The organism is Oricola nitratireducens (assembly GCF_014904745.1).
In the GTDB taxonomy this organism is placed as follows: domain Bacteria; phylum Pseudomonadota; class Alphaproteobacteria; order Rhizobiales; family Rhizobiaceae; genus Oricola; species Oricola nitratireducens.
In genome coordinates this window covers 313528-339598 of sequence record NZ_JACZCS010000050.1, presented here as the reverse complement: position 1 = coordinate 339598, position 26071 = coordinate 313528, and the positions used below count along the sequence as shown (strand labels likewise).

The 26071-nt window shown below is 64.0% G+C and carries 21 protein-coding genes and 1 pseudogene; 5 read left to right on the top strand and 17 right to left on the bottom strand.

What is annotated here, in order from left to right; translation table 11 throughout:
- Positions 1 to 27: 27 nt before the first annotated feature.
- Complete coding sequence (dnaE, locus tag IG169_RS22255) at positions 28 to 3540, top strand: DNA polymerase III subunit alpha (protein ID WP_193178445.1); 3513 nt, start codon at positions 28 to 30, stop codon at positions 3538 to 3540.
- On the opposite strand, the gene IG169_RS22250 is transcribed toward dnaE, so the two are convergent.
- From IG169_RS22250 to rsgA, 5 genes are all read right to left on the bottom strand, one after another.
- Positions 3537 to 3944 carry a hypothetical protein gene (locus IG169_RS22250; RefSeq protein ID WP_193178444.1) on the bottom strand — a complete coding sequence of 136 codons (408 nt, stop codon included), beginning with the start codon at positions 3942 to 3944 and terminating at the stop codon, positions 3537 to 3539. The two genes, dnaE and IG169_RS22250, sit on opposite strands and share 4 nt — an antisense overlap.
- An 11-nt stretch (positions 3945 to 3955) precedes the next feature.
- Positions 3956 to 4432 carry a DUF2269 family protein gene (locus IG169_RS22245; protein ID WP_193178501.1) on the bottom strand — a complete coding sequence of 159 codons (477 nt, stop codon included), beginning with the start codon at positions 4430 to 4432 and terminating at the stop codon, positions 3956 to 3958.
- Entirely contained in the window at positions 4432 to 5727 is a 1296-nt protein-coding gene (locus IG169_RS22240) for a DoxX-like family protein (RefSeq protein WP_193178443.1), read from the bottom strand. Before IG169_RS22240 ends, IG169_RS22245 begins: the two co-directional genes overlap by 1 nt.
- A gap of 79 nt (positions 5728 to 5806) precedes the next feature.
- Entirely contained in the window at positions 5807 to 6535 is a 729-nt protein-coding gene (locus IG169_RS22235; RefSeq protein ID WP_193178442.1) for an NYN domain-containing protein, read from the bottom strand.
- Between the two features lie 96 nt (positions 6536 to 6631).
- Positions 6632 to 7684, bottom strand: a complete 1053-nt coding sequence (rsgA, locus tag IG169_RS22230) for a ribosome small subunit-dependent GTPase A (RefSeq protein ID WP_193178441.1) — start codon at positions 7682 to 7684, stop codon at positions 6632 to 6634.
- A 437-nt stretch (positions 7685 to 8121) separates the two neighbouring features.
- Between rsgA and IG169_RS22225 the strand changes: the two genes are divergently transcribed.
- Positions 8122 to 9753, top strand: coding sequence for a Na/Pi cotransporter family protein (locus IG169_RS22225; protein ID WP_193178440.1), 1632 nt, complete (start codon positions 8122 to 8124; stop codon positions 9751 to 9753).
- Between the two features lie 14 nt (positions 9754 to 9767).
- On the opposite strand, the gene IG169_RS22220 is transcribed toward IG169_RS22225, so the two are convergent.
- From IG169_RS22220 to IG169_RS22200, 5 genes and pseudogenes are all read right to left on the bottom strand, one after another.
- Positions 9768 to 10958: an OpgC family protein gene (locus tag IG169_RS22220; protein ID WP_193178439.1), complete on the bottom strand. Its 1191-nt coding sequence runs from the start codon at positions 10956 to 10958 to the stop codon at positions 9768 to 9770.
- Between the two features lie 4 nt (positions 10959 to 10962).
- Positions 10963 to 12774, bottom strand: a pseudogene (gene mdoH, locus IG169_RS22215) (glucans biosynthesis glucosyltransferase MdoH); the annotation flags it as partial.
- A 21-nt stretch (positions 12775 to 12795) separates the two neighbouring features.
- Positions 12796 to 12957 (bottom strand): hypothetical protein, encoded by a 162-nt coding sequence (locus IG169_RS22210; protein WP_193178437.1) that lies wholly within the window; start codon positions 12955 to 12957, stop codon positions 12796 to 12798.
- The gene (locus tag IG169_RS22205) at positions 12941 to 14539 is read right to left on the bottom strand and encodes an OpgD/OpgG family glucan biosynthesis protein (RefSeq protein ID WP_193178436.1); all 1599 of its coding nucleotides are present in this window, start codon (positions 14537 to 14539) and stop codon (positions 12941 to 12943) included. Before IG169_RS22205 ends, IG169_RS22210 begins: the two co-directional genes overlap by 17 nt.
- Positions 14540 to 14652: 113 nt before the next feature.
- The gene (locus IG169_RS22200; protein WP_246717506.1) at positions 14653 to 15969 is read right to left on the bottom strand and encodes a DNA polymerase IV; all 1317 of its coding nucleotides are present in this window, start codon (positions 15967 to 15969) and stop codon (positions 14653 to 14655) included.
- A gap of 73 nt (positions 15970 to 16042) precedes the next feature.
- Between IG169_RS22200 and IG169_RS22195 the strand changes: the two genes are divergently transcribed.
- Entirely contained in the window at positions 16043 to 16621 is a 579-nt protein-coding gene (locus IG169_RS22195) for a GNAT family N-acetyltransferase (RefSeq protein WP_193178434.1), read from the top strand.
- A gap of 5 nt (positions 16622 to 16626) precedes the next feature.
- Here the strand turns inward: IG169_RS22195 and IG169_RS22190 are convergent, their stop codons facing one another.
- Positions 16627 to 17304, bottom strand: a complete 678-nt coding sequence (locus IG169_RS22190; RefSeq protein ID WP_193178433.1) for a hypothetical protein — start codon at positions 17302 to 17304, stop codon at positions 16627 to 16629.
- Positions 17289 to 17585, bottom strand: a complete 297-nt coding sequence (locus IG169_RS22185) for a DUF3572 domain-containing protein (protein ID WP_193178432.1) — start codon at positions 17583 to 17585, stop codon at positions 17289 to 17291. Before IG169_RS22185 ends, IG169_RS22190 begins: the two co-directional genes overlap by 16 nt.
- 132 nt (positions 17586 to 17717) lie before the next feature.
- Between IG169_RS22185 and IG169_RS22180 the strand changes: the two genes are divergently transcribed.
- Together IG169_RS22180 and IG169_RS22175 are read left to right on the top strand one after the other, a co-directional pair.
- Positions 17718 to 18074 carry a response regulator gene (locus IG169_RS22180; RefSeq protein ID WP_281435962.1) on the top strand — a complete coding sequence of 119 codons (357 nt, stop codon included), beginning with the start codon at positions 17718 to 17720 and terminating at the stop codon, positions 18072 to 18074.
- 22 nt (positions 18075 to 18096) lie between these two features.
- Complete coding sequence (locus IG169_RS22175; protein WP_193178430.1) at positions 18097 to 19473, top strand: PleD family two-component system response regulator; 1377 nt, start codon at positions 18097 to 18099, stop codon at positions 19471 to 19473.
- 63 nt (positions 19474 to 19536) lie between these two features.
- Here the strand turns inward: IG169_RS22175 and rpmG are convergent, their stop codons facing one another.
- The 5 genes from rpmG to topA all read right to left on the bottom strand — a co-directional run bounded on the left by rpmG (position 19537) and on the right by topA (position 25959).
- Positions 19537 to 19704: a 50S ribosomal protein L33 gene (gene rpmG, locus IG169_RS22170; protein ID WP_193178429.1), complete on the bottom strand. Its 168-nt coding sequence runs from the start codon at positions 19702 to 19704 to the stop codon at positions 19537 to 19539.
- A 106-nt stretch (positions 19705 to 19810) separates the two neighbouring features.
- A complete protein-coding gene (locus IG169_RS22165) occupies positions 19811 to 20539 on the bottom strand; it encodes an NUDIX hydrolase (protein WP_193178428.1) in 729 nt (242 codons plus the stop codon).
- An 11-nt stretch (positions 20540 to 20550) separates the two neighbouring features.
- Positions 20551 to 20991 (bottom strand): DUF983 domain-containing protein, encoded by a 441-nt coding sequence (locus IG169_RS22160; protein WP_193178427.1) that lies wholly within the window; start codon positions 20989 to 20991, stop codon positions 20551 to 20553.
- A complete protein-coding gene (gene rnr, locus IG169_RS22155; RefSeq protein ID WP_193178426.1) occupies positions 20988 to 23315 on the bottom strand; it encodes a ribonuclease R in 2328 nt (775 codons plus the stop codon). The genes IG169_RS22160 and rnr overlap by 4 nt, the downstream gene beginning before the upstream one ends.
- Positions 23308 to 25959 (bottom strand): type I DNA topoisomerase, encoded by a 2652-nt coding sequence (gene topA / locus IG169_RS22150; RefSeq protein WP_193178425.1) that lies wholly within the window; start codon positions 25957 to 25959, stop codon positions 23308 to 23310. The genes rnr and topA overlap by 8 nt, the downstream gene beginning before the upstream one ends.
- Between the last annotated feature and the right edge of the window lie 112 nt (positions 25960 to 26071).

Sequence of the window (26071 nt, the reverse complement as noted above, 5' to 3'; positions counted from 1 at the left end):
GAACGGGCGCGGGGATTGGTCAGAGATATGGGTGCGGAAAACCGGAAAGACACGCAAGGCAATGGTGAGGCGCTCGCCGATCCGCATTTCGTCCATTTGCGCGTCCACTCTGCCTATTCGCTGCTCGAAGGCGCCTTGCCGCTCAAGAAGGTTATCGGCTTTGCCGAAACCAACCGCATGCCGGCGATCGCCATCGCCGACACCAACAACCTGTTCGGCGCACTGGAATTCGCCCAGAAGGCGTCGGAAGCCGGCATCCAGCCGATCATCGGTTGCCAGCTCGATCTCGTCTTCGGCGACGATCTTGCGACGCCGCGCAGCGGCAACGGCAAGGTCTCGCTGAGGGAAGCTTCGGAATCCATCGTCCTGATCGCGGCGACGGAGACGGGCTATGCCAACCTCGTCGAACTGGTCTCGAAATCCTATCTCGACACCGGCGAGGGCGCGCGCGCGCAACTGCATGCCGACTGGCTGGCCGAATACGCCGAGGGCATCATTTGCCTGACGGGCGGACCGCGCGGGCCCATTGGCCGCATGATCGCCGACGGCCACCAGCCGGTGGCAGAACAGCGGCTGCTGCTGCTGAAGCAGGTCTATGGCGACCGGCTCTATGTCGAACTGCAGCGCCACAAGGGCTACGACCGCGCCGTCGAACACGCGACGGTCGAACTTGCCTATGCGCACGGCTTGCCGCTGGTCGCCACCAACGAGGCCTTCTTCCTCAAGCCCGATGATTTCGAGGCGCATGACGCCCTGATCGCGATAGCCGAGGGCTCGCTGCTGTCCATCGACGAGCGCCGCCGCCTGACGCCGGACCACTGGCTGAAGCCGGAAGCCGAGATGGTGAAGCTGTTCGAGGACCTGCCGGAGGCCGTCGAGAATACCGTCGAGATCGCGAAACGCTGTTCCTACTATGCGCAGACCCGCAAGCCGATCCTGCCGCGCTTCGCCGCCGACGCGAAAGGCGTCAGCCACGACGAGGCTGTCGCAGCCGAGGCCGCGGAACTGCGCCGCCAGGCGCGCGAGGGTCTCGATAAGCGCCTTGAAGAACAGGGCATGAGCGAAGGCTATACGCGCGGCGACTATGACGAGCGGCTGGAATACGAACTCGGCATCATCGAGAAGATGCAGTTCCCGGGCTACTTCCTGATCGTTGCCGACTTCATCAAGTGGGCCAAGGCGCACGACATTCCGGTCGGTCCCGGCCGCGGTTCCGGCGCTGGCTCGCTGGTCGCCTGGGTGTTGACCATCACCGACGTCGATCCGCTGCGCTTCTCGCTGCTGTTCGAGCGCTTCCTCAATCCGGACCGCGTCTCGATGCCGGACTTCGACATCGATTTCTGCCAGGACCGCCGCGAGGAGGTGATCCATTACGTGCAGGAGCGCTACGGCCGCGACCAGGTCGGCCAGATCATCACCTTCGGTACATTGCAGGCGCGCGCCGTTTTGCGCGATGTCGGCCGCGTGCTCGAAATGCCCTACGGCCAGGTCGACCGGCTCTGCAAGCTGGTGCCGAACAATCCGGCCAATCCGACGCCACTCGGCAAGGCGATCGAGGGCGAGCCGAAATTCGAGGAGGAAAAGAACAAGGAGCCGATCGTCGGGCAGTTGCTCGACATGGCGCTGAAGCTCGAAGGCCTTTACCGGCACGCTTCGACGCACGCCGCCGGCATCGTCATCGGCGACCGGCCGCTGTCGAAGCTCGTGCCGATGTATCGCGATCCGCGTTCCGACATGCCGGTCACCCAGTTCAACATGAAATGGGTCGAGCAGGCGGGGCTGGTGAAGTTCGACTTCCTCGGCCTGAAGACCCTGACCGTCCTGAAGACGGCTGTGGACCTGATCAAGCGCCGCGGCGTCGAGATCGACCTCGGCAATTTACCGCTCGACGACAAGCCGACCTACGAGATGATGGCGCGCGGCGAGGTGGTCGGCGTGTTCCAGGTGGAGTCGGCGGGCATGCGCAAGGCGCTGCTCGGCATGAAGCCGGACCGCATCGAGGACATCATCGCGCTGGTCGCGCTTTACCGGCCGGGCCCGATGGAGAACATCCCGACCTACAATGCCCGCAAGCATGGCGAGGAGGAGATCGCCTCGATCCATCCGAAGATCGACCACCTGGTAAAGGAGACGCAGGGCGTCATCGTCTACCAGGAGCAGGTGATGCAGATCGCCCAGGAACTGGCCGGCTATACGCTCGGACAGGCTGACTTGCTCCGCCGCGCCATGGGCAAGAAGATCCGCGCCGAGATGGAAAAGCAGCGCGGCATCTTCGTCGAGGGCGCGACCGAGCGCGGCGTCTCGAAACCGCAGGCGGATTTCATCTTCGACCTGCTCGCCAAGTTCGCTGACTACGGCTTCAACAAGTCTCACGCCGCGGCCTACGCCATCGTTTCCTACCAGACCGCCTATCTGAAGGCGCATTACCCGACCGAGTTCCTCGCCGCGTCGATGACCTACGACATGGCCAACGCCGACAAGCTGAACGATTTCCGCCGCGACGCGATGCGGCTCGGCATCGAGGTCGAACCGCCCTCCGTGCAGACCTCCTATCGCCCCTTCGAGGTCGCCGAGAAGACGATCTTTTATGCGCTGGCCGCCATCAAGGGCGTCGGCGAGGCCGCGGTCGACCATATCGTAGAGCGCCGCGGCGACAAGCCCTTCGAGAGCCTCGAGGACTTCGCCAATCGCATCGACACGCGCATCGTCAACCGGCGCACGCTGGAAGGCCTGATCTCCGCCGGCGCGCTCGACTGTTTCGGCCTCGACCGCGCGGCGCTCGTCGCCGGCATCGACCGCATCATGGGCCTGTCGCAACGCGCCGTCGATCAGGCCGAAAGCGGACAGGCCGATATTTTCGGCACGCTGTCGGCGGTCGAGCCGGAGCGCCTGCATCTTCCGGTCACCGATCCCTGGACGATGTCGGAGAAGCTGATGCGCGAGTTCCAAGTCCTCGGCTTCTATTTCTCCGCCCATCCGCTCGACGACTACGCGCCGGTGCTCCAAAAGATGCGGGTGCAGCAATATGCCGATTTCGCGCTCGCCGTGAAACGCGGCGCGACGGCGGGTCGGCTCGCCGGAACGGTCGCTTCCAAGCAGGTCAGGCGCACCCGCACCGGCAACAAGATGGGCATCTTCGTCCTGTCGGACGCGACCGGCCAGTTCGAGGTGATCATGTTCTCCGAGATCCTCCTGGCCTACGAGGACATGATGGAGCCCGGCAAGTCGGTCGTGCTGGAAGTGGGCGCCGAGAACCGCGAGGAGGGCATCAGCCTGCGCGCCAACAAGGTGCAGCGCCTCGATGACGAGGCCAACCGCCAGAACCACGCGCTGCGCATCTATCTGCGCGATCCGTCGCCGGTTAAAAGCATCGCCGCCCATCTGAAGAAGAAGGGCGACAGCCCGGTCTCGCTGATCGTCATCAAGGGCGAGGGCGGCGGTGAGGTCGAGATCGCGCTGCCCGAGACCTATCTGATCTCGCCGCCGATCGCCGGCGCCGTCAAGGCGATCCCCGGGGTGGTAGATGTGGAACTGGTCTAGGAACCGGCTTTTTCGGGAAATCTCAATTGCAGCGCCGGGAAGACCGCGAAGGCGATCTGGCCGGCGAGACCGATAACGCCGGCCACTGTCGCGTAATGCGCGAAATAGCCGGACAGGGAGCGTTGACCGAGCAGCCATGCGACGCCGATCTCCGCGACCATGAGCAGGGCGAATGCGAAGCCTCCCATCGTCACACGGTCGGCGAGAATGGCCGGCACATCGAACCGGCGGATGATGAAGCGGCAGGCGATCCAGGAGATGGTCGCCATGACCGGCGTTTCGATCAGTACGGCGACCGTCTCGCCGGCCATCGGCACGACGGCGAGGACCCGGATCGTGCCGAGCACGAAACCCGCGGCGAACACAAGCATGAAATAGACCGTTCCGGCCTTGAGCGCTGGCATCGTCACCTCCGTCAGAAATCGATAGCAGGCCTTGCCAGCATCAGCCAGACGATGGAAAGCACCGCCACGAAAGCCGGGAAGCCGCAAGCGAACCAGATCTGGTAGAGCCGGTGGAAGCGCGCGGGCAGGGCCGTTCCGTCCGCCTCTGCCCGCCGCGCGAGGTCGCGCAGGCGGATCTGGATCCAGACCACCGGCAGCCAGAACAGGCCGGTGACGGCGTAGAGGATCAGCGAGAGCACGATCCATCCCTCCGACAGCGGCCAGCCGGCTTCGCGCGCCAGCAGATAGCCGGTGACCGGCTGGACGATGACGGCCGTCGCCGTGAAGATCGTGTCGGCGATGACGACGGTCGAGGCAGTATGGGCGATCAGCGCCGGTTTGGCCGTCCGCATCGCCATGAGCATGAAGAAGGCGATGCCGGCGCCGGTGCCGAGCAGCACGCAGGCGCCGATGACATGCAGCCAGCGCAGCGCGATTTCATAGACCATCATCGTTCCTGCAGCAGGGCGCGGCAGGCGAGCGCCAGCGCGACGGCCGGCACGATCTTGACCAGCGAGCCGAGCGGATCGGTCCACAGCCACGGCGCGAAGACGCTCGCGGCGACGAGATAGATCACGCCCAGCGCCGCCATCAGAAGACAGGCGAGGGCCGCGAAACGGCGCACCAGAAGCAGCGCCGCCAGGAGAAGATCGACGGCCGACAGGAGCAGTACGGCGCCTTTGGCCAGACCGTCGGGCCAGCCGCCGGCCGTCAGCACGCCCGATGCCGCCTCGGCTTGCCAGAAGCCGACGACCCCCGACATGGCCCACAGGAAAAATAGGGCGCCCACCATGAACGGTAGAAGCAGGGCCAGACGCGCGGCGATCCGGTCCTCCGTGCGCGCCGACGTGGCGGCGAGCGTCGCCTCGAAGGGAGAGATGATCCGGCTCGTCAGGTTGCGCCAGCATGACGGGTCGCCGTCGACGCCGTCCTGCATCACCTCCATTGCCGTGTGCCGCAGCGGCGAACGCCAGCCCAGTCGTCCGAGGCCGTCCGCGCAGAAGCTGACAAATCTCGTGACCCAGGGCGGCATGACGATCTGCGCGCGCGCCGGCGCGAAGCCCAGCCATTGCCTCATCGCCGCAACCACCGCGCCGAGCGAACGGGATTTGTCTTCGACGAGATCGATCGTCTGCTGCGATCCCAGATCGCCGCGAATAGCCATCTTGACGGCTGTCGCCAGGTCATAGAGCGAAATCGTGCGCACCGGCGCATCCGGATGGGCGATCGGCTGCACCAGCGGAAAGGCGGCGAGCATGCGCAGAAGCGCGGTGCCGCCATAAGCGGAGGGCGCGATCACCAGTCCGGGCCGCAGGATCGTGTAGTCGCCGCCGATCGCGCGGATCGCTGCATCGCCCTGGGCCTTGGTGCGCATGAAAGGCGTCGAAGCTTCCGGCGACACGCCCGCCGCCGAAATCTGTACCAGCAGCACATTGCGTTCCGAACAGGCTCGCGCCAGCGCAGTAACGGCATTGACGTGGATGGCCTGCAAGGCGTCGCGCGGGCCGTCCTGTAGCGCGCCGGCGCAATTCACCACCGCATCGAAGCCGTCGATCACGGACAGCCATTCGTCCGGCGAGCGCATTGCCGCCATGTCGCGCACGATCCAGTTCAGCTCCGGCAGAACACGCCGCGCCGTCGAGGCGTTCCGGCCAAGCCCGGTGACGGCATATCCGTAGCCACGCAAATGGCGGCTGACCCCCGCGCCAATGAGACCGTAGGCGCCGAGAACCAGGACGCGCATCGTTGGCGCAGGTAAGGGCGAATCGCCGAACATGGCGCAGTTTAGCGCCAATGCCCGCAGAAGGTTGCGTGCCTCGGCGCTACTTCCGGCCCTTTGCCGCCTGTTTTTTCCGGATCCGGATCGAGCCGCCTTCCGGATGGTCGATCTCGAAGGCACCGGTCTTCTTCACGAGATCGGAAAGCTTGCGCGAGCCGAAGGTGCGCGGGTCGAAATCCGATGACAGGTTGGAGAGCTGCGTGCCGACCGCGCCGAGCGTCACCCAGGCATCCTCCTCGGTTTCCAGCTGCTCCATTGCCTTTTCGATCAGCGGGATCGCACTCGAGGCTGTCTCGCGCTTCGGTGCCTTGTCCTGCGGGGCCGCCGTCTCCGGCAGCAGGTTCTCGGTGTAGATGAACCGCCGGCAGGCCTGGCGGAAGCTCTCAGGCGTCTTCTTCTCGCCGAATCCGTAAACGTCGATGCCCTGTTCGCGGATGCGCGACGCAAGTCGGGTGAAATCGCTGTCCGACGAAACGAGGCAGAAGCCGTCGAAACGTCCCGAATGCAGAAGGTCCATGGCGTCGATCACCAGCGTGATGTCGGAGGCGTTCTTGCCGGAGGTGTAGGCAAATTGCTGTTGCGGCACGATGGCATGGCTGGCCAGGATTTCGTTCCAGCTTCTCATGCGGGTGCTGGAGAAATCGCCGTAGATGCGCCTGACGCTCGCTTCGCCGATCTTGGCGATTTCCTCGAACAGCCCGTCGGCGATCTTGGCGGAGGTGTTGTCGGCGTCGATCAGGACGGCGAGACGGGCGGAGCGTTGTTCGGCCATGAGTCGAATCCCTGCGGCTTGCTGTTTGTAGCGAAGCTTAGCCGAGCCGCCTCGCGGATGCGAGGCGGCTCGGTCGGATTCGAAGTATTGCCGGCCCTAGCGCTTGTGCTTCTTCTCGCTCATGACGCGCTTGACCATTTTGCCGAATGTCTTGTTCCGGGCGCGCCGTTCCGCAAGACTTGCCGAATTGTGCGCTTCCTCGGCCAGAAGCTTTTTCCAACGAGGCACCCGGTCGGCCTCCAGCTTGCCGTCGGCGATCGCCTTGGCGACGGCGCATCCCGGTTCCCCGTCATGTCCGCAATCGCGGAAACGGCAGGATTTCGCGATTTCGACGATATCGGAAAACACGTCGTCGATACCGGAATGAACGTCGGTCAGCTGCAGTTCGCGTATGCCCGGCGTGTCGAGCAGCCAGCCGCCGGCCGGCAGGCGATGCAGCGTCCGGCCGGTCGTCGTGTGCCGACCCTTGGCGTCGTCTTCCCTTATGCCGCGGGTGGCGATCTCCTGCGTACCGATCAAAGTGTTGATCAGGGTCGACTTGCCGACGCCCGACGATCCGACGAACGCGATCGTTTCGCCGCGCCCGCACCATGCGGCAAGACGCTCGACGCTTGCCGGATCGCGCGCATCGACCGTCTCGACACAAAGCGCCGGCATCAGCCGGACGGCAGCGCGCTCGAAATCCTCCGGCGTGTCCGTCAGATCGGCTTTGGTCAGCACGATCACGGGCGTTACGCCGGATTCGCGCGCCAGCGCCAAATACCGCTCCAGGCGGGCGACATTGAAATCCTCGTTGCAGGAGGTGACAATGAACAGCGTGTCCACATTCGCAGCGATCAACTGCGAGCGCCGTCCCGTCCCGGCAGCGCGGCGCTTGATCAGGCTTTTCCTGTCCAGCACACGCCTGACGCGGGTTGTTTGCGGGTCGATCAGCAGCCAGTCGCCCACCGTCGCGGCACCATCATCATCATCGTGAGATGAATAGGGTGGAACGGATGTGGCGATATGCGCGCCGACGACTTCCAGCGCGCTGCGGTGCACGGCGGTCACCCGTGCCGGCACCAGCGTTTCGAAATCCTCGGGATCGAGTTGTGATGTGAAATGGGATTTCCAGCCGAATTCGGCCAGTTCGGAAAGATTGATGGTCATGTGTCCAACACCGGTAGCGGCTATCACCGGATAATCCGGATCAGCCAGGAAAAAACACCGAATGCGTCGCGAGCCATAGGCCGGGCAACGTTCGGGAATTCAGCCGATGGCGGAGATTGCGGAGGTGTACCGGCCGCGCGACACTTGCCGCGACAACTGCCCGGTGAACCTATCCGTGCCTCCGCCCGGCTTTCCGGGGTGCCAGCACAATCATCAACAATCCTTTCTCGCGCATAGCGGTTAAACCGGGATACGCAGGCAGTTCGAATCCGCCCGCGTGACCTGCAATATAGTGTGTCCTTGTGCGGCCTCCAATGGATGCCGCTCGAATTTCCCGTGCCAGCGCTGCGCCGCCGTCCAACAACGAACCGGCTCGGGCGCGACGCGAACGCTTCGATGCCGCTATTCGCACTGTGATTGGCGGGATACAAAGGGGCATGATTCCGGATCTCATGCAGGCGGCCGGCGGCATCGGCCTGTTTCTCCTCGGCATGCTATTGCTGACCGACGGCCTGCGCGCGCTCGCGGGCGACCGGCTGCGTCAGGTCCTCGCCGCCTTCACGAGGAGCCCGCTGTCGGGCGCCGCAACCGGTGCGGCGACGACCGCGCTGATCCAGTCCTCGAGCGCGACGACGGTCATCGCCATCGGCCTGGTTGGCGCGGGTCTCATGACCTTTCCACATGCGCTCGGCATCATTTTCGGCGCCAATATCGGCACGACGATCACCGGATGGCTGGTCGCCGCGCTTGGTTTCAAGTTCAAGCTCGGCCTGGCCGCGATGCCGCTGGTTCTGACTGGCGTCGTCCTGCGCATATTCGCCTCCGGGCGCCTCGCGCAGCTCGGCATGGGCATTGCCGGCTTCGCGCTGCTTTTCATCGGTATCGACATGATGCAGGCGGGCCTCGCGGCGCTGGAAGGCATCGTAACGCCCGCCAGCTTTCCCGGCGACACGATCCTCGGCCGTTTCGAACTCGTGCTGATCGGCATCGCGATCACGCTTGTCACCCAGTCGTCCAGCGCCGGCGTTGCTACTGCCCTTGTCGCTTTGCATGCCGGTGCGATATCGTTCACCCAGGCCGGCGCGATGGTGATCGGCATGGATGTCGGCACGACTTTCAAGACGGTCCTGGCCGTCCTCGGCGGGTCGACCGCGATGCGCCGCACCGGCTATGCCCACATCATCTACAATCTGGCGACGGGCGTGATGGCCTTCCTCATCCTGCCTTTCTACGTCTGGAAGGCGGAGGATTATCTTGCCGCCGGCGGCGATGCCCAGTTCGCGCTCGTCGCCTTCCACACCCTGTTCAACACGCTCGGCGTCATCCTCGTCCTGCCGTTCACCAATGCATTTGCGCGCTTCATCATGCGCCTGGTGCCGGAAAGCGGCACGCCGCTCATCGACAGGCTCGACGAGCGGTTGCTTGCCAGCCCGTCCGCAGCCCTCGATGCGGCCATCACCACGATCCGCGCGATCGCGCTTGAACTTGCGCGCGGTGTGGAAAATCTGCTCTCCCCGGGTGGTGCACGCGAACTCGATCCGGCGCGCCTGCTCGAATTGCGTGACGCGCTCGACGCCACGCGCCGCTACATGGAGCGCATCCGGACCGACCATGACGGCATGCGGTTGCATGATCGTTTTCTGTCGGCGATGCATGCGCTCGATCACGCCAACCGGCTGCTCAACCGCTGTCAGCAGACGGCGCGCATTCGTGCGCTGCGCGGCGACAAGAGGCTCTGGCGGCTGGCGCGCGTCATGCGTAGCCTGACGGCCCGGTTTGCCGAAACGGGCGATGCCGCCGGTCTCGAAGGCCGGTTCGACAAGCTGCGGGCAATCCTGCGCGAGCAGCGCCACGTTGTGCGCGAACGGACGATCGACGCCGCGGCTCACGGCGAGGTGGGCACGGGAACGACGCTGCTTCGCCTTGACGCTGCGCGCTGGCTGCACCGCACCGCCTATCATCTCTGGCGCATCACGCACCATATGGCCATTACGACCAGCAGCGCCAATAACGGCGGACCGCATCCGGAAGGCCTGTCCGACAATATGGACAATGCGGACGATGATTGACCCCGATCCTGCGGTCAGGAAGGCGCGATTTCCGCTTCGGGAGAGACGGCAGACTGCAGGCGGGAAGGAAGCGGCTGTATGCTGCCTCGCGCCGCGCGCGAACGCGTTTCCGTCTTGCGGGTGTCGAAATAGAGAGCGATGAGGAATTGGATCGCGAGGCCCGCCGCCAGAATGGCGATCTTGATCGCGTCGCCCTTCGGCCATGCCTCGAACAGGACCTGCAGGAAAATCGCCAACACCGAACCGGTCGCGAAAACGGCGAGCCCGTTTCGGCCGATCAGGGCAACCGGCCGGAAGAGCCATGTCGACGTCAGCCAGCCAATCCAGTGCGTATTGATGATGACGTAGACCAGCGCAAGAACATGGACCAGGCGCAGGAAGGCGAGCGCGCCCTTGTCCGAATTGGAGAAGAGGTCGGGCAGCGCGGCCAGCCCCGGGATTGCGCCCATCTCCATCTTCACCCAGAAGCCCGACCAGATCACCATTGCCCACGCTGCCACATAAAGGAGCCAGTTGAACGGAACGAGATTGCGCCCGGTCTTGCCGCTCAGGCCGATGGCGATCCCGACGACGAAAATCAGTTGCCATCCGATCGGATTGAAGAACCACCCGCCGACGCCCGGCCAGTTGGGGAAATTGATATGGGTGAGATGCGCGACTGCCCACAGGGCGACGCTTATCGCGAGCATTGCCAGGACATTGCGGGTGCCGACATGCAGGAAACCTATGCCGGCGATCAGCAGCACGACATAGAGCGGCAGGATGTTGAAATATCCAATCTGGTAGCCGAGCAGCGGAAACCCGAGAAGCGCGAGAGACGTGTCCGTCTGGAACCGCGTGAAGTTGACGCCCTTGGCGACGCCTTCCGCGCCGAAGACATGGAATCCGGCGCCGACGATCACCAGCGCCAGCGCCATCGTCAGGATATGCACGAAATAGAGCGTCCGCGCGCGGCGCAACATCCGCCCCGCGGACCGGCGGTAGTCATGCCGGAAAAAACCGCCCGAATAGGCGAGCGCGACAGCGATGCCGGACATCAGCACGAAACCTTCAGCCGCGTCCGAGAAGCCGTAGTTGCGCGACGTGTGATGTTCCAGCGGATTGCCTGGCACATGATTGATAAAGATGGTCAGCAATGCGAGGCCGCGAAAGACGTCGAGGCGGCGGTCGCGCCCCGTTGTTGTCGGGATGAACGGCTGGCTCATAACGTCAGACCGCAACCGGGCCGGCGTTCGCGGCGCCGGCAACGGGTTCGGTAGCCGTGTCGGAAGTATCCGCGGCATGGGCGGCCTGCCAGCGCAGCCGGTTGGCCTCGTAGTCCCGGATTACCGGAGAGGGGGAGAGTTCCGACGGTGTCAGGAACACCCCGCTCTCGGCTGCAAGCTTCCCGCTTTCGCGGGTCGACGACCAGTTGATGATCGCCGGCGCGCCGATCAGCGGCATGGTGATCGGCAGGAACCAGTAGAACAGATTCGGCTCGAACTGCGCCGAACCGAACAACAGAACGAGGCCGGTGCACATGATCCACCAGGATGCGGCCCAGGCTTCCCGCATGCCGATGGCGTCGGCATCCCGGTTCGAAGCCGGCCATCCGCCATCGGCGCCGCGCAGCACCTGCAGGACGGACCGGCTCTGGAACATCAAGGTGATCGGGGCGAGGATGCTCGACCACACGATCTCGAAAGCCGAACTGATCATCACCGCAGCAGTGCCGCCGAAGGAAGCGGTCTCGCGCGACAGGGCGGCACGGAGCGCTATCAGCAATTTCGGTCCGATCAAAAGCCCGAAAATGCCGACCAGCAGGGTCACCGCCTGCGCCGTCTCGGGCGTCGGAAAGATCGCGGGCATGTGCGGCACCGGAAAATAGTTCGGAGGTGGCGCCATCAGCGGCGCGACGATCGATGCGAGGAGGAAAAGCAGCCAAAAAGGCGAGGCGAGATAGGCCATGATGCCCTGTGCGAAGATGAACCGGCTCCACGCCTTCAGGCCGGGTGCCGAAAGCAGCCGCGCATGCTGCAGATTGCCCTGGCACCAGCGCCGGTCGCGCTTGGCGAAATCGATGATGTTGTCGGGTCCTTCCTCATAGGAGCCTTCGAGATCGGGATCGACACGCACCGTCCAGCCCCTGCGGGCCAGCATTGCGGCCTCGACATAGTCGTGGCTCAGGACGTGGCCGCCGAAAGGCGGTTTTCCCTCCAGGGCGGGAAGGCCGCAGCATTCCGCGAAGGCCTGGGTGCGCACGATGGCGTTATGGCCCCAGAAGGGGCCGGTGCTGCCTTGCATGGCAGCCAGACCGCTGGCGAAATAGGGTGAGTGGAAAGAGGACGAGAACTGGATCGCGCGGCCAAACCATGATCGCGCATGGATGATCTTCGGCAGGGTCTGGAGCAGCCCGAGTTTCGGCTCCGCTTCCATGCGCCGCGTCATCTCGATCATCGTTTCGCCTTCCATCAGGCTGTCGGCGTCGAGGATGATGAGGAAGTCGTACCGCCCGCCCGAGCTGCGAAGGAAATCGGCGATGTTACCCGCTTTCTTGCCCGTATTCAGGTCGCGGCGCCGGTAGAAGAACTGCACATCCCCGGGGCCTTCCTGTTTCATCTGCAGGAAGCGATGCACCTCGCGGGTCGCGATCTCTTCGTTACGTGTGTCGGATAGTATGACGAACTCGAACCGGGCGGCTTCGCCTAGCGAGTCGATCGACCGCGCCATCGCCATCACGCGTGACAGGACGGCGACGGGATCCTCGTTGTAGACCGGAACCAGGATCGCGATCTTCTCGCTTTTCAGCGGCGCCTTGTTTTCCCGGTCCGGATTTCCCGGGGCAGGGCCCGCCACGCCCTGGATGGCAAGCGAGGCGCCCCAGGCGATCCAGCCCGAGGTCGTGGCCAGAAGCAGCACGCGCACCACGTCGACCGGATCGAAGCCGTCGGCGAGAAACACATCGGCAGCCAGCCATGACGCGGTCAGCGCAATCGTTACGCTGAACAGGAACGATGCCGAACGTCGCAGATACACCACAGTCCTTGTCCTCGTCCGTACGCGTTACCTGGCAGCAAGGAATGGCAGCGCGAACAGGGCGAGCAGCCCTGCGACGCCGCGTTTGCGCTCGATGATCTGTTCGGGCATCGTCATCGGCGCCGCCGGCGGGGCCAGCTGTCGCTCCAGTTGGGAAATTGCGGCGCTGCCGTTATGACCGCTGTTCATCGCCAACTCTCCATTGGATAAGCCAGTTTTCGGAAAGGCGCATGTCGCGTTGCGCGAGATATGCGCTGATTTCGACCGGAACATGGTCGGGGAGTGTCAGGTCGAGGACCATTCGCCATTGCGCCGATGTTTCTATTCGGGAAACCGCCGCGTGCACGACTTTTCCGTCGCTGAGGTTCACCACGGCCTTAACGTCCGCATCGGGCGAAAGGTTCCGCAGTGCACCCCCTTCGAAATCGACAACGAATTTGCGCGCCGGATCCTTTTCCTCGTCACTGACGCCCGACACGCCGCCGGTTCCTGTCGCGATGTTCACGACACGGGCGAGGCGGGTTTCGTCTTCCTCGATCGATCCCCAGGTCAGCCGGTAGCGGAATTCCTGCTTCTGGCCGGCCTCGATCGCCCCGTCCGGCACCCAGAACACGACGATGTTGTCGTTGACCTCCAGATCCGTGGGAATTTCGATCAGTGCGATTGTTCCGCGGCCCCAGTTGTCGAGCGGCTCGACCAACAGCGAGGGGCGCATCTCGTAATGCGCTCCGGCATCCTCGTATTTCCCGAAATCCCGGGAACGCTGAAAGAGGCCGAAGGCGCGCGGGTTTTCCTCGCTGAAGAAGGAAGTCGCCAGCTTTTCCGGGTTGTTCAGGCTCCGCCACAACTCGTCACCATTGGAGCGGACGATCTTCAGCCCTTCGCTGTCATGCACGCTTTCGCGATAGTCGTCGAAAGCGTGGCGGTTCAGCCCGTTGAACAGGAACATGGAGGTCAGCGGCGCGATCCCGAGGCGCTGGACCGTCTTGCGCAGGAAGATGCGTGCGGTCACTTCCATTTGCGTCGTGTCACCAGGAGTGATCAGGAATCGGTACGCTCCGGTGACACTCGGGCTGTTCAGCGCGGCGTAGAGGGTCAGTACGCCGTCGCCTTCCTTCGGTTCTTCGACATAGAAATCGGTAAAGACCGGGAACTCCTCGGGGTCCGGAGAGGCCGTATCGATGGCAAGTCCGCGCGCCGAAAGCCCGTATCGGGAGCCGCGTCCGAGCGCCCTGAAATAGCTCGCTCCCTGAAAGGCGACGAGCTCGTCCATGACATCGGGAGAGTTCAGCGGATACTGGATACGGATGCCCGCGACACCCGGCATCGTGGTGTCTTTCATCTTCTCCGCATCGAGTGGTTCGCGATAGATGAAATCCTTGGCCGAGAAGTCCACGCGGCGCGCCATGCCGCCGCCCACGGTGAAGACGTTGACCGGTGCCTTGAACAGCCAGCCGAGGTGAAACGCCTGCAAACCAAAGGGTGCATGGCCCCGCCACAGCGTCCGCTCGGGATTGAAGTTGATGCGCCGGTAGTCGTCATAGGTGAGTTTGGCGAGCGCGTCAGGCAATGTCTCGTCGGGCGGTACATAGTCGCTCGAGGCACGTTTGCGTGCTTCGTCCGTCAGGATGTCGAAGTCGAATGTGAAGCTGCCGTCGGGCCCCCCTGCTTTCTCTGCTGATTGGTTGTTCTGCGCCAGGGCTTGCCGCCCGAGTGCTGTTGTCGCTAACGCGCTGATGGCCATCGCAAACGTGAAATGGCGACGTTGCATGCTTTACCCTCGTTTCATGAGCACAAGACGCGCTCCGCAAGGAGGCGCGTGCAACAGATGCTGCACTGCAACGAAGCGGGTATTTTAAGGAAAAATTAAGGCAAGAAGGTCACCTAACCGTCTTGATCGCGCTGAGGTTTGCCGCGACTGCCCGTCCCGAAGGTATATCCTGTCTCAACGGCGCGATTGCCGAATTTGGCACGCACCCTGTCCATGGCCGCTTCCGCCTTGGCGCGCCGCTCCGCGTCGGTGTCGACGAGATCGAACGGGTCGGCCATTGTATCCTGCGCCAGATCCGAAACGCCGACGCCGAGCAGCCGGTATTGCGTGCCGTCCAGTTCCTTTTCGAGCATCGGCGCCGCCACCCGGAAAATTCTGTCCGCAAGCCGCGTGCGGTCGGGCAGCTGACGGTTGCGCGTGCGGGTGCGGAACGCCTTGTCCTTCAGTTTCAGCGTGACCGTGCGGCCGGCCAGGTCCGCTGCCTTGAGACGCTCCGATACCTTCTCCGACAAGGCGCGCAGAACCGGCAGCAGGTCGGCGGCGGTGGCGTAGTCCTCGTTGAAGGTCGTTTCGGCGGAAATGCTCTTGGCTTCGTGCTCGACATGCACCGCCCGGTCGTCCTCGCCGCGCGACAGGTGATAGAGCCGCCGCCCCATCACGCCATAGCGCTTCATCAGCACCGTTTCTTCCATTCGCTGCAATTGCCCGATGGTGCGGATGCCGTCCTTCTCGAGCGTGGCGGCGAAGGCCTTGCCGACACCCCAGATCAGCGTCACCGGCTTGTCGCGCAGGAAGTCGAGCGCCTCCGCTTCGCCGATGACGGAAAATCCGCGTGGCTTTTCGAGATCTGAGGCGACCTTTGCCAGATACTTGCAGTAGGACAGCCCCACCGAGACGGTGATGCCGATCTCGGTCTCGACACGCTTGGCGAATTTCGCCAGCACGCGCGCCGGGGTGTCCCTGTGTAGCCGTTCCGTGCCGGTCAGGTCGAGAAACGCCTCGTCGATGGAGATCGGCTCGACCAGTGGCGTCAGTTCGCGCATCATCTCGCGCACTTCCTTGCCGACGCGTGCGTATTTCTCCATGTCCGGCTTGATGACGATGGCGTCCGGACAGGCATCCAGCGCCTTGAACATCGGCATGGCCGAACGCACGCCATTGACGCGCGCGATGTAGCAGCAGGTCGACACCACGCCGCGTTTTCCGCCTCCGACGATCACCGGCTTGTCGCGAAGCTCGGGATTGTCGCGCTTTTCCACCGAGGCGTAGAAGGCGTCGCAATCGATATGTCCGATCGACAGCGTGTCGAGCTCCGCATGGCGGACGAGCCGCGGGCTACCGCAGGCAAGGCAGCGCTTCTCCGCACCTTTGGTCGGGCGCAGGCAGTCGCGGCAGAAGCCGGTTCCGGTGATGTTGACAGCTGCTGTCATCGATGAGTACATACCATGAACATTCGTGCCCGCGATATCGCGGGCGACGTTATCACCAAGCAAGGATACCGTCATGGCAAAGTTGGAGGTGGTGGCGCTGAGCGCCGATCGATGGGACGACTTTGCGGCTTTGTTCGGCCGGCAGGGCGCCTGTTACGGCTGCTGGTGCACCTATTTCCGTCTTTCGCCCAAACAGCGAAAGGCCAATTCGTCGGAAGACAACAAGGCGTTCATCCACGCTCGTATCGAGGCCGGTCCGCCGCCGGGCCTGCTCGGTTATGCCGAAGGTGAGGCAGTTGCCTGGATGCAGATCGGCCCGCGCGCCGACGTGCCGCAATTCAACAATGCCGGCCGCGTTTCGGCGCCGCTCCCCGACGCCTCGGTGGAGGATTCTTCTGTCTGGGCGATTTCGTGCTTCTTCACCCGATCGGCGAAACGCGGGCAGGGGCTCTCGCACGACATGGTGGCCGCGGGGATCGACTACGCCCGCGAAAACGGCGCGAGGGTGCTCGAGGCCTGCCCGATGGACCGCGCCAAACAGTCGAAATCCGTCGGGCTTTTCGTCGGCTCGACGCGCGTCTTCGAAAAGGCCGGATTTGCCCAAGTGGCGCTACGCAAGGACGGACGCCCGCTCATGCGTCTGCCGCTGTGAGGTCCTCAGGCCCCGCAGTTCTCCAGAAAATCGGCGATCTCGGCCGCGGCGGCGTTCCAGTCCGCCACGCTTTTCACGCCGTCCGGCATGGGTGGCAGGTGCGGGCGCAGCGGCTCATAGGCCATCAGGTGCAGGCCGAGCGCCTCGGGAACGGCGCCGAGCACGCTGAGATGGTTCGGCGGCAGGTCATCGATGAAAACAACGGGCTTGCCGGGATGGTGGCGTGTCAGCGCATTGACCGCGTCGCCCTTGGCATCTTCGGTCGCTATCATCGGGTGCGAGAAGCCGTGGCTGTCGAGCAGAGCCCGGCGGCGGGCATGGTGGCGCGGCGGCATGGCGGTCAGGAACACGATGTCGGCGCCATGCGAGTCCTCGATGCCGGCCAGGGTCTCCAGCGCGCCGGTGACCGGCTTCTGCCATGTGTCATGCTCGCCGAAGAAGCGTTCGAGAAAATCGGAAACCGTCGCTTGATCAGAGGCTTCTCCGGTCTCCTTGAAGTAGACATTGCCGGTCAGGCGGAAGGAGTCCGTGCGCAATTCGTGCCCGTGGCTGTCGAGGAACGCCATGAAAGGGCCGACGAATTCCAGCACGACCTCGTCGATGTCGCAGACGACCAGCGGCCGGTCCGAGCGCGCCAGCGCCTCGACGCGGTCCTGCTCTTCCGGCGTCATGTCGAAAGCCATTCAGTGCCCGGGTTGCCGAGCAGTTGTTCGCGCGCCCGCTGCACGACTTCGGGATCGGTCTCGGTCTCGTTGCAGAACTCCATAAGGCTCGGCTCGTGCGCCAGCAGGAAGTCGAGAACGCCGGCCAGAAAGCCCGGTTCGGCGGCCGCTTCGCGGATCTGGCCCGCTTCGATACCCGTCAATGCGAGGAATCGGCTCAGCATCTCGTCATGGCCCGCGATCCAGCTCAACGCGCTCACCGCGACTGCTTCCGGGCCCGTATCGGCATTCTCGTCGCTCATCGGTCGTCCGTTCGCTTTTTCTCAATCGAATCGCGTTATAGCGTTGGGCTAGGCTAAAAACGACAGTGGTTTTGCGCGCCGGACAGCGTTGTGCGAAAAGGCGGCAGGGGTAAGACAATGGCCAAAACAGTCATGATCGTCGAGGACAACGAGCTCAACATGAAGCTCTTCCGCGATCTCATCGAGGCAAGCGGCTACGAGACGGTCCGCACCCGAAACGGTCTGGAAGCGCTCGATCTCGCCCGCGTCCACCGACCCGACCTGATCCTGATGGATATTCAGTTGCCCGAAGTTTCGGGTCTTGAGGTCACCAAGTGGCTGAAGGAGGACGACGAACTCCACGCCATTCCCGTCATCGCGGTGACCGCTTTCGCCATGAAGGGCGACGAGGAGCGGATCCGCCAGGGCGGCTGCGAGGGCTACATCTCGAAACCGATTTCGGTTCCTAAATTTATCGAAACCATTAAGTCGTATCTTGGCGACGCTTGAATCGTAAACAGGACCGCGTCCCATGACCGCGCGCATATTGGTAGTCGATGATATCGAGGCGAATCGCAGTCTCCTCGAGACGCGATTGACCGCCGAATATTTCAACGTCATTACCGCCGAAAACGGTCAGGATGCGCTGGCGATTTGCGCCGAGACGCCGGTCGATCTCGTGCTTCTCGACATCATGATGCCGGGCATCGACGGTTTCGAGGTTTGCCGCCGCCTGAAGGCCAATGCCGCGACCTGCCATATCCCCGTCGTCATCGTCACCGCGCTCGACGAGATGGCCGACCGCGTGCGCGGACTCGAGGCCGGCGCCGACGATTTTCTGACCAAACCCGTCAACGAGATCCAGCTGCTGGCGCGGGTAAAGAGCCTGCTCCGCCTGAAGATGCTGACCGACGAGTTGCGGCTGCGCGCCGTCACCGCCCGTGACATCGGCCTCGACACGCTGTTCGACGCCGCCGGCGGCGATGCCGCCGCGCGCGCGAAAATCCTGGTTATCGACGAGCGCGAGACCGCCTTCGGCCGTTTGGTCAAGCCGCTGCGCAAGGGTTTCGAGATCGCGCATGCCGCGGATCCGCAGGCCGGTGTCTTTCAGGCTGCCGAGGGCGACTTCGACTGCGTCTTCATCGCCGCAAAATTCAAGGAGTTCGATGCGCTACGGATCTGCTCGCAACTGCGCTCGCTCGATCGCACCCGATTCGTTCCGATCATTCTCGTCGCCGATGCCGAGGACGAGGAACTGATCAAGCGCGCGCTCGAACTCGGTGTCAACGATTACATCGTGCGCCCGGTCGATCCGAACGAACTGATCGCGCGCCTGCGCACGCAGGTGCGCCGCAAGCGCTATCACGACGGGTTGCGCGACAATGTCGCCGCTTCCATCGAGCTCGCCGTCACCGACGGCCTGACGGGCCTGCACAACCGCCGCTATCTCGACACGCATCTCGACACGCTGGTTGCCCGCGCATTGAACCGCGAGAAGCACCTTGCGCTGCTGATCACCGATATCGACCGCTTCAAGGCGGTCAACGACACCTACGGTCACGAGGCCGGCGACGATGTGTTGCGCGAGTTCGCCCGCCGCTTGCGCGTCAATGTGCGTGGCATGGATCTCGCCTGCCGCTACGGCGGCGAGGAGTTCGTCATCGTGATGCCGGATACGCCGCCGCATGTTGCCGCCGAGGTCGCGGAGCGGCTTCGCGCGCAGATCGAATCGGACGGATTTGCCATCGACAATGGCGCGCAGACGATCGACGTGACCGTCAGCGTCGGCGTCGCAAGCCTGATCCGCCGCGAGGGCGAGGACGCGAAGACCCTGCTCAAGCGCGCCGACAAGGCGCTCTACGAGGCCAAGAGCACCGGCCGCAATCGCGTCGTCTCCGACGCTGCATAAGGCAATAAAAAACCGCCGGTCTTTCGAACGGCGGTTCGTCGTCATGCGCCAATGCGCGGAATCCTATTTGATCTTGGATTCCTTGAACTCGACATGCTTCTTGGCAATCGGGTCGTATTTCGTCTTCACCATTTTGTCGGTGAAGGTGCGGCTGTTCTTTTTCGTGACGTAGAAGAAGCCGGTGTCCGCGGTGGACAGCAATTTGATTTTGATCGTCGTGGCCTTTGCCATGGTCCTGTACCTGTCGTTTTATGAGAGCAAGCCGAAAACGGGCCACTTGCAAGACCGCCGGCGAATTTGCGCGGAAACTACGGATTGCGGGCTAAAAGTCAAGATGTCATTCGAGCGTCTGGACGAAACGCCTGTTTTGCGCCCGGATGAACGGCACAGGCAGGTCGCGCGTAAGTTCGGGATCCTCTTCCAGCCGTGACGAGAGGATCGCGAGAATCGTCTTGGTGATCGCCGGCGTCTCGAGATGCGGGGCTTTCGCCAGATCGACCCAGCGCACTTCGTCGAGTTCCTCTTCCGGATTGGCGACAAGCTCGTCGGGGTTGGCGACATGGGCCGCATCGGCGACGAAAAAGCGCGTGTCGAAACGGCGCACCCGACCGGGCGGCGTGATCGCGCGGGCCAGGAAGCGGATGGCGGAGAGGTCGGGCAGGACGCCGCTTGTGGCGAAGGCTTTCCATGCGTCCGAACCGGACGACGACGGCGCGCCGCCGTTACGGCCGATGAAAAGCCCCGTCTCCTCCTGCGTTTCGCGGATCGCCGACATAGCCAGCGCCTCGGCGCGGCGGCGGCTTCCCTTCGCGCCCATGCCCTTGACGAGGCGCTGTGCGTCGCCTTCGTGCAGCGCACCGTCGCGTGGCGCCGTCAGGTCGGCGCGTTCGGTCCGCCCGCCCGGAAACACGAACAGGCCGGGCATGAAAGCGAGGCTGGCGCTGCGCCGGCCCATCAGCACCTGCGGCGCCGGCGAATCCTTCTTCAAGAGGATCAGAGTCGCTGCGTCGCGCGGCCGGCGATAGGGCGCGCTCCCGTAGGGCTTGATCTCGTCCGTATTGCTCATGCGTTCGTGATTCAGCCTTCGGCCTCGGGATGGCTTTCAAGGACATCTTCCTCGTCGCCGAAACCATGCATGTAGTTCGCCCACTGGAAGCCGATCACCGCACCCTTCAAGGGTTGCATCAGCACGACCGACATCAGCAGCATCAGCGGGATCCAGATCGCCAGATGCACCCAGCCGGGCCAGCTGGTCATCACCTCGGTCAGCGTGAATCCGCCGACGATCAGATGACCGACGATGAGGATGTTCAGATAGGCGGGAAAATCGTCGGCGCGGTGATGGTGCAGTTCTTCGCCGCAGACCGCGCAGGTGTCGACCGGCTTGACGAACGAACCGAAAAGCTTGCCTTCGCCGCATTTCGGGCAGCGCCCGAAAAAGCCCCGCTTGACCGCCGGCATGACCGGGCGCTCGTCGCGCGCCGCTTCACCGGCATGAAAGAATGTTGTCTCGCTCATCGCCTGCGTCCTGATTTTGCGCGCCCCTTGGAGACGGGACCGCTGCGTTTGCCGCGCGGCGCGCCACGGGCGCCCTTGCGTGCCTTATGGAACGATTTCGTCGACGTGCCAAGCTTGCGCGGCTCGCTGACCATCTCGAAACGCATGGAACCGGCAAGTGGCAGAACTTCGACGATCTTGATCGTCACCGGATCGCCGAGCCGGTAGCCGGTCCCGGTCCGCTCGCCGACCATGGCGTGCAAACCCTCGTCATGGTGGAAATACTCGTCGCCCAGCGTCGAGGCAGGCACGAACCCGTCGGCTCCATAGGCCGGAAGGGAAACGAACAGCCCGGCCGAAGACAGGCCGGCGACGCGGCCGTCGAACTCTTCGCCGACGCTGTCGGCAAGATGCAATGCGACCAGCCGGTCGACGGTTGCGCGTTCGGCGTTGACGGCGCGGCGTTCCGCCGCGGATATCAGGCCGGCGATTTCCCGCAACTGGTCGAGCGTCACGTCCGGCAATCCGTCCTTGCCGTCGCCGAGGCGGAGCGCGCGGATCAGCGCCCGGTGGACGATCAGGTCGGCATAACGGCGGATCGGCGATGTGAAATGGGCATAGCGCAACAGGTTGAGGCCGAAATGGCCGTAATTCTCCGGCGCATATTCCGCCTGCGCCTGGCTGCGCAGGATCACCTCGTTGACAAGCGCGGCATGGTCGGTGTCCTTGACCCGGTCGAGGATGATGTTGAAGGCAGACGGGCGCAGCTGCGCGCCTTGCGCCAGCGGAATCTCGATCGTCTTCAGGAATTCGCGCAGCGCCTCTTCCTTGGCCATCGAAGGCTGGTCGTGCACCCGGTAGACCAGCATCTGGCGCTTCGATTCGAGCGTCTCGGCCGCTGCCACATTGGCCTGGATCATGCACTCCTCGATCAGCTTGTGCGCGTCCAGACGGGCGGGGATGACGATCCGGTCGACGAGGCCCTCCGCGTTGAGCACGATCTTGCGCTCGGGCAGGTCGAGTTCGAGCGGTCCGCGCGCGTGACGGCCCTTCTTGAGGCAGTGATAGGCATCCCACAGCGGCTTCAGGACAGGCTCCAGCAGCGGCCCGGTCTTGTCGTCCGGCGCGCCGTCGATCGCCGCCTGTGCCTGCTGGTAGGACAGCTTCGCCGCCGAGCGCATGATGATGCGGTGGAACGTGTGGCCGCGCTTGTGTCCGTCGGCGCCGAAGATCATGCGCACGGCAAGGGCGGGGCGGTCTTCGCCTTCGCGCAGCGAGCACAGATCGTTGGAAATACGCTCGGGCAGCATCGGCACGACCCGGTCCGGAAAATAGACCGAATTGCCTCGGTTCAGCGCTTCGCGGTCAAGCGCCGAGCCCGGCCGCACATAATGGGCGACATCGGCGATCGCGACGGTGAGAATATGCCCGCCGGGATTGGCGACGTCCGGATCCGGCTCGGCGTGGACGGCATCGTCATGGTCCTTGGCATCCGGCGGGTCGATGGTGACCAGCGGCAGCTCGCGCCAGTCCTCGCGCTTGCCTCCAGCCGCGACCGGTTTGGCGGCTGCGGCCTCGGCCATGACCGCCTCGGGAAACACATGCGGGATGCCGTTGGCATGAATGGCGATCATCGAGACCGCCTTTTCCGACGCGAACGAGCCGATGCGCTGCGTGACGGCGGCGCGCTGCAGCCCGTAGCGGCCTGTTCGCGTCACCTCGACCTCGACCAGGTCGCCAGGGCTTGCGTCGGCGAGCTGGTCCTGGTCGATGATCAGTTCGGACTGTTTCCGGTCGACCGGCTCCAGCCGGTAGCCGCCGTCGTCCATCCGGCGAAGAACGCCGAGAACCGCGGAGCGGCGCTTTTCGAGCTTCTTGATGACACGCGCCATATGGACGCCGTCTTCGTCGTGCGGCGGCGCGATGCGCGCGAGCACCCTGTCGCCGACGCCGGCTGCCAGCTGCCGCTGCTTGGGATGACGCGGCGCGCGAATGGCGATGAGAGGCGGCGAGCCCAGTTCGGCCTCGTCCCATTCGAGCGGGCGGGCGAGCAGGCCGCCACCGCCGTCACGCCCGGTGACCGTCAGCACCATGACCTGCGGCAGTGCGCCGGCCGCGACCAGTCGTTTGCCGCGCCGCTGGAAGACGCCTTCCTCTTCCAGCTCCTTGAACAGGTGCTTCAGGGCAACGCGATCGTCGCCCTTCAGGTTGAACGCCTTGGCGACGTCGCGCTTCGTGGCGCGGTCGGGATTGTCACGGATATAGGCAATGACGTCGTCGCGGGTCGGCAGATGCGCGGAACGCTCCTTCGGCTGGGGCTTGGGGTCGCCCTTGCGTCTAGCCATCGGCTTTGGCGGCGGTCTTCTTCTTCGCCGGAGCCTTTTTCTTTGCGGCCGGCTTTTTTGCTGCCGGCTTTTTGGCGGTCGCCTTCTTGGCCTTGGCCCCGCCGACCTTCTTGCCGGATTTCTCCGCCCGCTCGGCGATCAGCTTGACCGCGTCCTCCAGGGTCACCGACATCGGATCGGTATTCTTGGGGATGGTCGCGTTGATCTTGCCGTGATTGACATAGGGGCCGTAGCGCCCGTCGCGGACGGTGATCGGGCCGCCGACCTCGGGATGTTCGCCGAGTTCCTTCAGCGCCGCCGGTGTCGACCGGCCGCGTCCCGGCCCCTTTGCCACCTTCTCGGCGAGCACGGTCACCGCGCGGTTCAGGCCGATGGAGAACACGTCCTCGACGCTTTCCAGATTGGCATAGGTGCCGTCATGCAGGACAAACGGGCCGTAGCGGCCGATGCCGGCCGAGATCATCTTGCCGGTTTCGGGATGCTGGCCGACGTCGCGCGGCAGCGCCAGCAGCGCCAGCGCCTTCTCGTGATCGATATCCTCGACCTTCCAGCCCTTCGGCAGGCTGGAGCGCTTGGCTTCCTTGCCTTCGCCGCGCTGGACGTAAGGCCCGAAGCGACCCGAGCGCAGCGTGATCTCTTCATTGGTGTAGGGATCGGTGCCCAGCAGTTTCGGTCCGTCCGCGAGGTCGCCTTCCTCGCCCTTCGGGCCTTCCTCGCCGAGCTGGCGCGTGAAGTTGCATTCGGGATAGTTGGAACAGCCGACGAAGGAGCCGTATCGTCCGAGCTTCAGGCTCAGGTTTCCGGTGCCGCATTTCGGGCAGATGCGCGGGTTCGAGCCGTCCTCGCGCGCCGGGAAGACAAGCGGTTCCAGCTGTTCGTTCAGCGCGTCGAGCACATCGGTGATGCGCAGTTCCTTGGTTTCCTCCACGTGAGCGGAGAATTCGCGCCAGAAGTCGCGCAGCACCTGCTTCCAGTCGAGCTTGCCGGCGGAGATCTCGTCGAGCTTCTCTTCGAGCGAAGCCGTGAAATCGTACTCGACATAGCGGTCGAAGAAGCCTTCGAGGAACGCCGTCACGAGGCGTCCCTTGGCTTCCGGCACCAGCTTCTTGCCGTCGAGCTTGACATATTCGCGATCGCGCAGCGTCGTCAGCGTCGCCGAATAGGTCGACGGGCGGCCGATGCCCAGCTCTTCCATCTTCTTGATCAGCGAGGCTTCCGAATAGCGCGGCGGCGGCTCGGTGAAGTGCTGGGACGCCTCGATCTTGTCGCGTGACGGGGTCTCGCCGGTCGTCATCGCGGGCAGGCGATTGGAGTCGTCTTCCTCGTCGCTGTCCGGCTTCATGTCGTCGCGGTGCTCGGTATAGGCGGCCAGGAAGCCGTCGAACTTGATCACCGAACCGGTGGCGCGCAAGGTAGCGGTCTTGCCGTTCGCTTCGGCGATGATCTCGACCGTCGTGCGTTCGATTTCCGCCGACGCCATCTGGCTGGCGATGCCGCGCTTCCAGATCAGGTCGTAGAGCTTCAACTGGTCGGCGTCGAGCGCGCCGCGCACCGAGGAAGGCGTGCGCATGAAGTCGGTCGGGCGGATCGCCTCATGCGCTTCCTGGGCGTTTTTCGCCTTGGTCGAATAGACGCGCTGGCTCTCCGGCACGTAGTTGGCGCCGAATTCCTTGCCGATCGCGTCGCGCGCCGCGATGATCGCTTCCGGCGCCATCTGCACGCCGTCGGTACGCATATAGGTAATCAGGCCGACGGTCTCGCCGCCGACATCCATGCCTTCGTACAGACGTTGTGCGATCTGCATGGTCCGCGCTGGCGCGAAGCCGAGCTTGGCGGACGCCGCCTGCTGCAGCGTCGAGGTGGTGAAGGGCGGCGCGGGATTGCGTTTCTGCGGCTTGGCTTCCAGCGAATCGACCCGGAAGGACGCGCTTTCGAGCATTGCCTTGACGGTCGCGGCATGGTCGCCCGTGCCGATGTCCATCTTGGTGACGCGCTTGCCGTCGAACCCGGTAAGGCGCGCGACGAAGGGCTGGCCCGCCTCGGTCTTCAGATGCGCGGCGATCTGCCAGTATTCTTCTTTCTTGAAACGTTCGATCTCGCTTTCGCGGTCGCAGACGAGACGCAGGGCTACCGACTGCACGCGGCCCGCAGAACGGGCGCCAGGAAGCTTGCGCCACAGGACCGGAGACAGCGTGAAGCCGACGAGATAATCCAGCGCGCGGCGCGCCAGATAGGCGTCGACCAGCGGCATGTCGATATCGCGCGGCTCGGCCATCGCGTCGGTGACGGCTTTCTTGGTGATGGCGTTGAAGACGACACGCCTGACCGGTTTTCCGTTCAGCGCCTTCTTCTTGTTCAGGACTTCCAGCACGTGCCAGGAAATGGCTTCGCCTTCCCGGTCGGGGTCCGTCGCCAGGATCAGCGAGTCGGCCGACTTCATCGCGGTCGCGATGTCGTTCAGCCGCTTGTTGGACGCCGTGTCGACGGCCCAGGACATGGCGAAATCCTCGTCCGGGCGCACGGAACCGTCCTTGGCGGGCAGGTCGCGCACATGGCCGAACGACGCCAGGACCTTGTAGCCTGAACCGAGGTATTTGTTGATTGTTTTCGCCTTGGCGGGCGATTCTACGACGACAACATCCATGACGATCAAATGGGTAAAGGGGTCAAAAAATGGCGGACTTGCGCCGCCTCAGGCTCCGCACATGGCGGTATGGCGCGGTTTGGTCAAGGGGGCAGGGGCCGAATTGCCCCTC

Excerpts from the sequence above, each read along its gene's own strand:
- dnaE (WP_193178445.1), top strand. The coding sequence starts at position 28 with ATGGGTGCGGAAAACCGGAAAGACACGCAAGGCAATGGTGAGGCGCTC.
- IG169_RS22250 (WP_193178444.1), bottom strand. The coding sequence starts at position 3,944 with ATGCCAGCGCTCAAGGCCGGAACGGTCTATTTCATGCTTGTGTTCGCC.
- IG169_RS22245 (WP_193178501.1), bottom strand. The coding sequence starts at position 4,432 with ATGGTCTATGAAATCGCGCTGCGCTGGCTGCATGTCATCGGCGCCTGC.
- IG169_RS22240 (WP_193178443.1), bottom strand. The coding sequence starts at position 5,727 with ATGCGCGTCCTGGTTCTCGGCGCCTACGGTCTCATTGGCGCGGGGGTC.
- IG169_RS22235 (WP_193178442.1), bottom strand. The coding sequence starts at position 6,535 with ATGGCCGAACAACGCTCCGCCCGTCTCGCCGTCCTGATCGACGCCGAC.
- rsgA (WP_193178441.1), bottom strand. The coding sequence starts at position 7,684 with ATGACCATCAATCTTTCCGAACTGGCCGAATTCGGCTGGAAATCCCAT.
- IG169_RS22225 (WP_193178440.1), top strand. The coding sequence starts at position 8,122 with ATGATTCCGGATCTCATGCAGGCGGCCGGCGGCATCGGCCTGTTTCTC.
- IG169_RS22220 (WP_193178439.1), bottom strand. The coding sequence starts at position 10,958 with ATGAGCCAGCCGTTCATCCCGACAACAACGGGGCGCGACCGCCGCCTC.
- IG169_RS22210 (WP_193178437.1), bottom strand. The coding sequence starts at position 12,957 with ATGAACAGCGGTCATAACGGCAGCGCCGCAATTTCCCAACTGGAGCGA.
- IG169_RS22205 (WP_193178436.1), bottom strand. The coding sequence starts at position 14,539 with ATGCAACGTCGCCATTTCACGTTTGCGATGGCCATCAGCGCGTTAGCG.
- IG169_RS22200 (WP_246717506.1), bottom strand. The coding sequence starts at position 15,969 with ATGACAGCAGCTGTCAACATCACCGGAACCGGCTTCTGCCGCGACTGC.
- IG169_RS22195 (WP_193178434.1), top strand. The coding sequence starts at position 16,043 with ATGGCAAAGTTGGAGGTGGTGGCGCTGAGCGCCGATCGATGGGACGAC.
- IG169_RS22190 (WP_193178433.1), bottom strand. The coding sequence starts at position 17,304 with ATGGCTTTCGACATGACGCCGGAAGAGCAGGACCGCGTCGAGGCGCTG.
- IG169_RS22185 (WP_193178432.1), bottom strand. The coding sequence starts at position 17,585 with ATGAGCGACGAGAATGCCGATACGGGCCCGGAAGCAGTCGCGGTGAGC.
- IG169_RS22180 (WP_281435962.1), top strand. The coding sequence starts at position 17,718 with ATGATCGTCGAGGACAACGAGCTCAACATGAAGCTCTTCCGCGATCTC.
- IG169_RS22175 (WP_193178430.1), top strand. The coding sequence starts at position 18,097 with ATGACCGCGCGCATATTGGTAGTCGATGATATCGAGGCGAATCGCAGT.
- rpmG (WP_193178429.1), bottom strand. The coding sequence starts at position 19,704 with ATGGCAAAGGCCACGACGATCAAAATCAAATTGCTGTCCACCGCGGAC.
- IG169_RS22165 (WP_193178428.1), bottom strand. The coding sequence starts at position 20,539 with ATGAGCAATACGGACGAGATCAAGCCCTACGGGAGCGCGCCCTATCGC.
- IG169_RS22160 (WP_193178427.1), bottom strand. The coding sequence starts at position 20,991 with ATGAGCGAGACAACATTCTTTCATGCCGGTGAAGCGGCGCGCGACGAG.
- rnr (WP_193178426.1), bottom strand. The coding sequence starts at position 23,315 with ATGGCTAGACGCAAGGGCGACCCCAAGCCCCAGCCGAAGGAGCGTTCC.
- topA (WP_193178425.1), bottom strand. The coding sequence starts at position 25,959 with ATGGATGTTGTCGTCGTAGAATCGCCCGCCAAGGCGAAAACAATCAAC.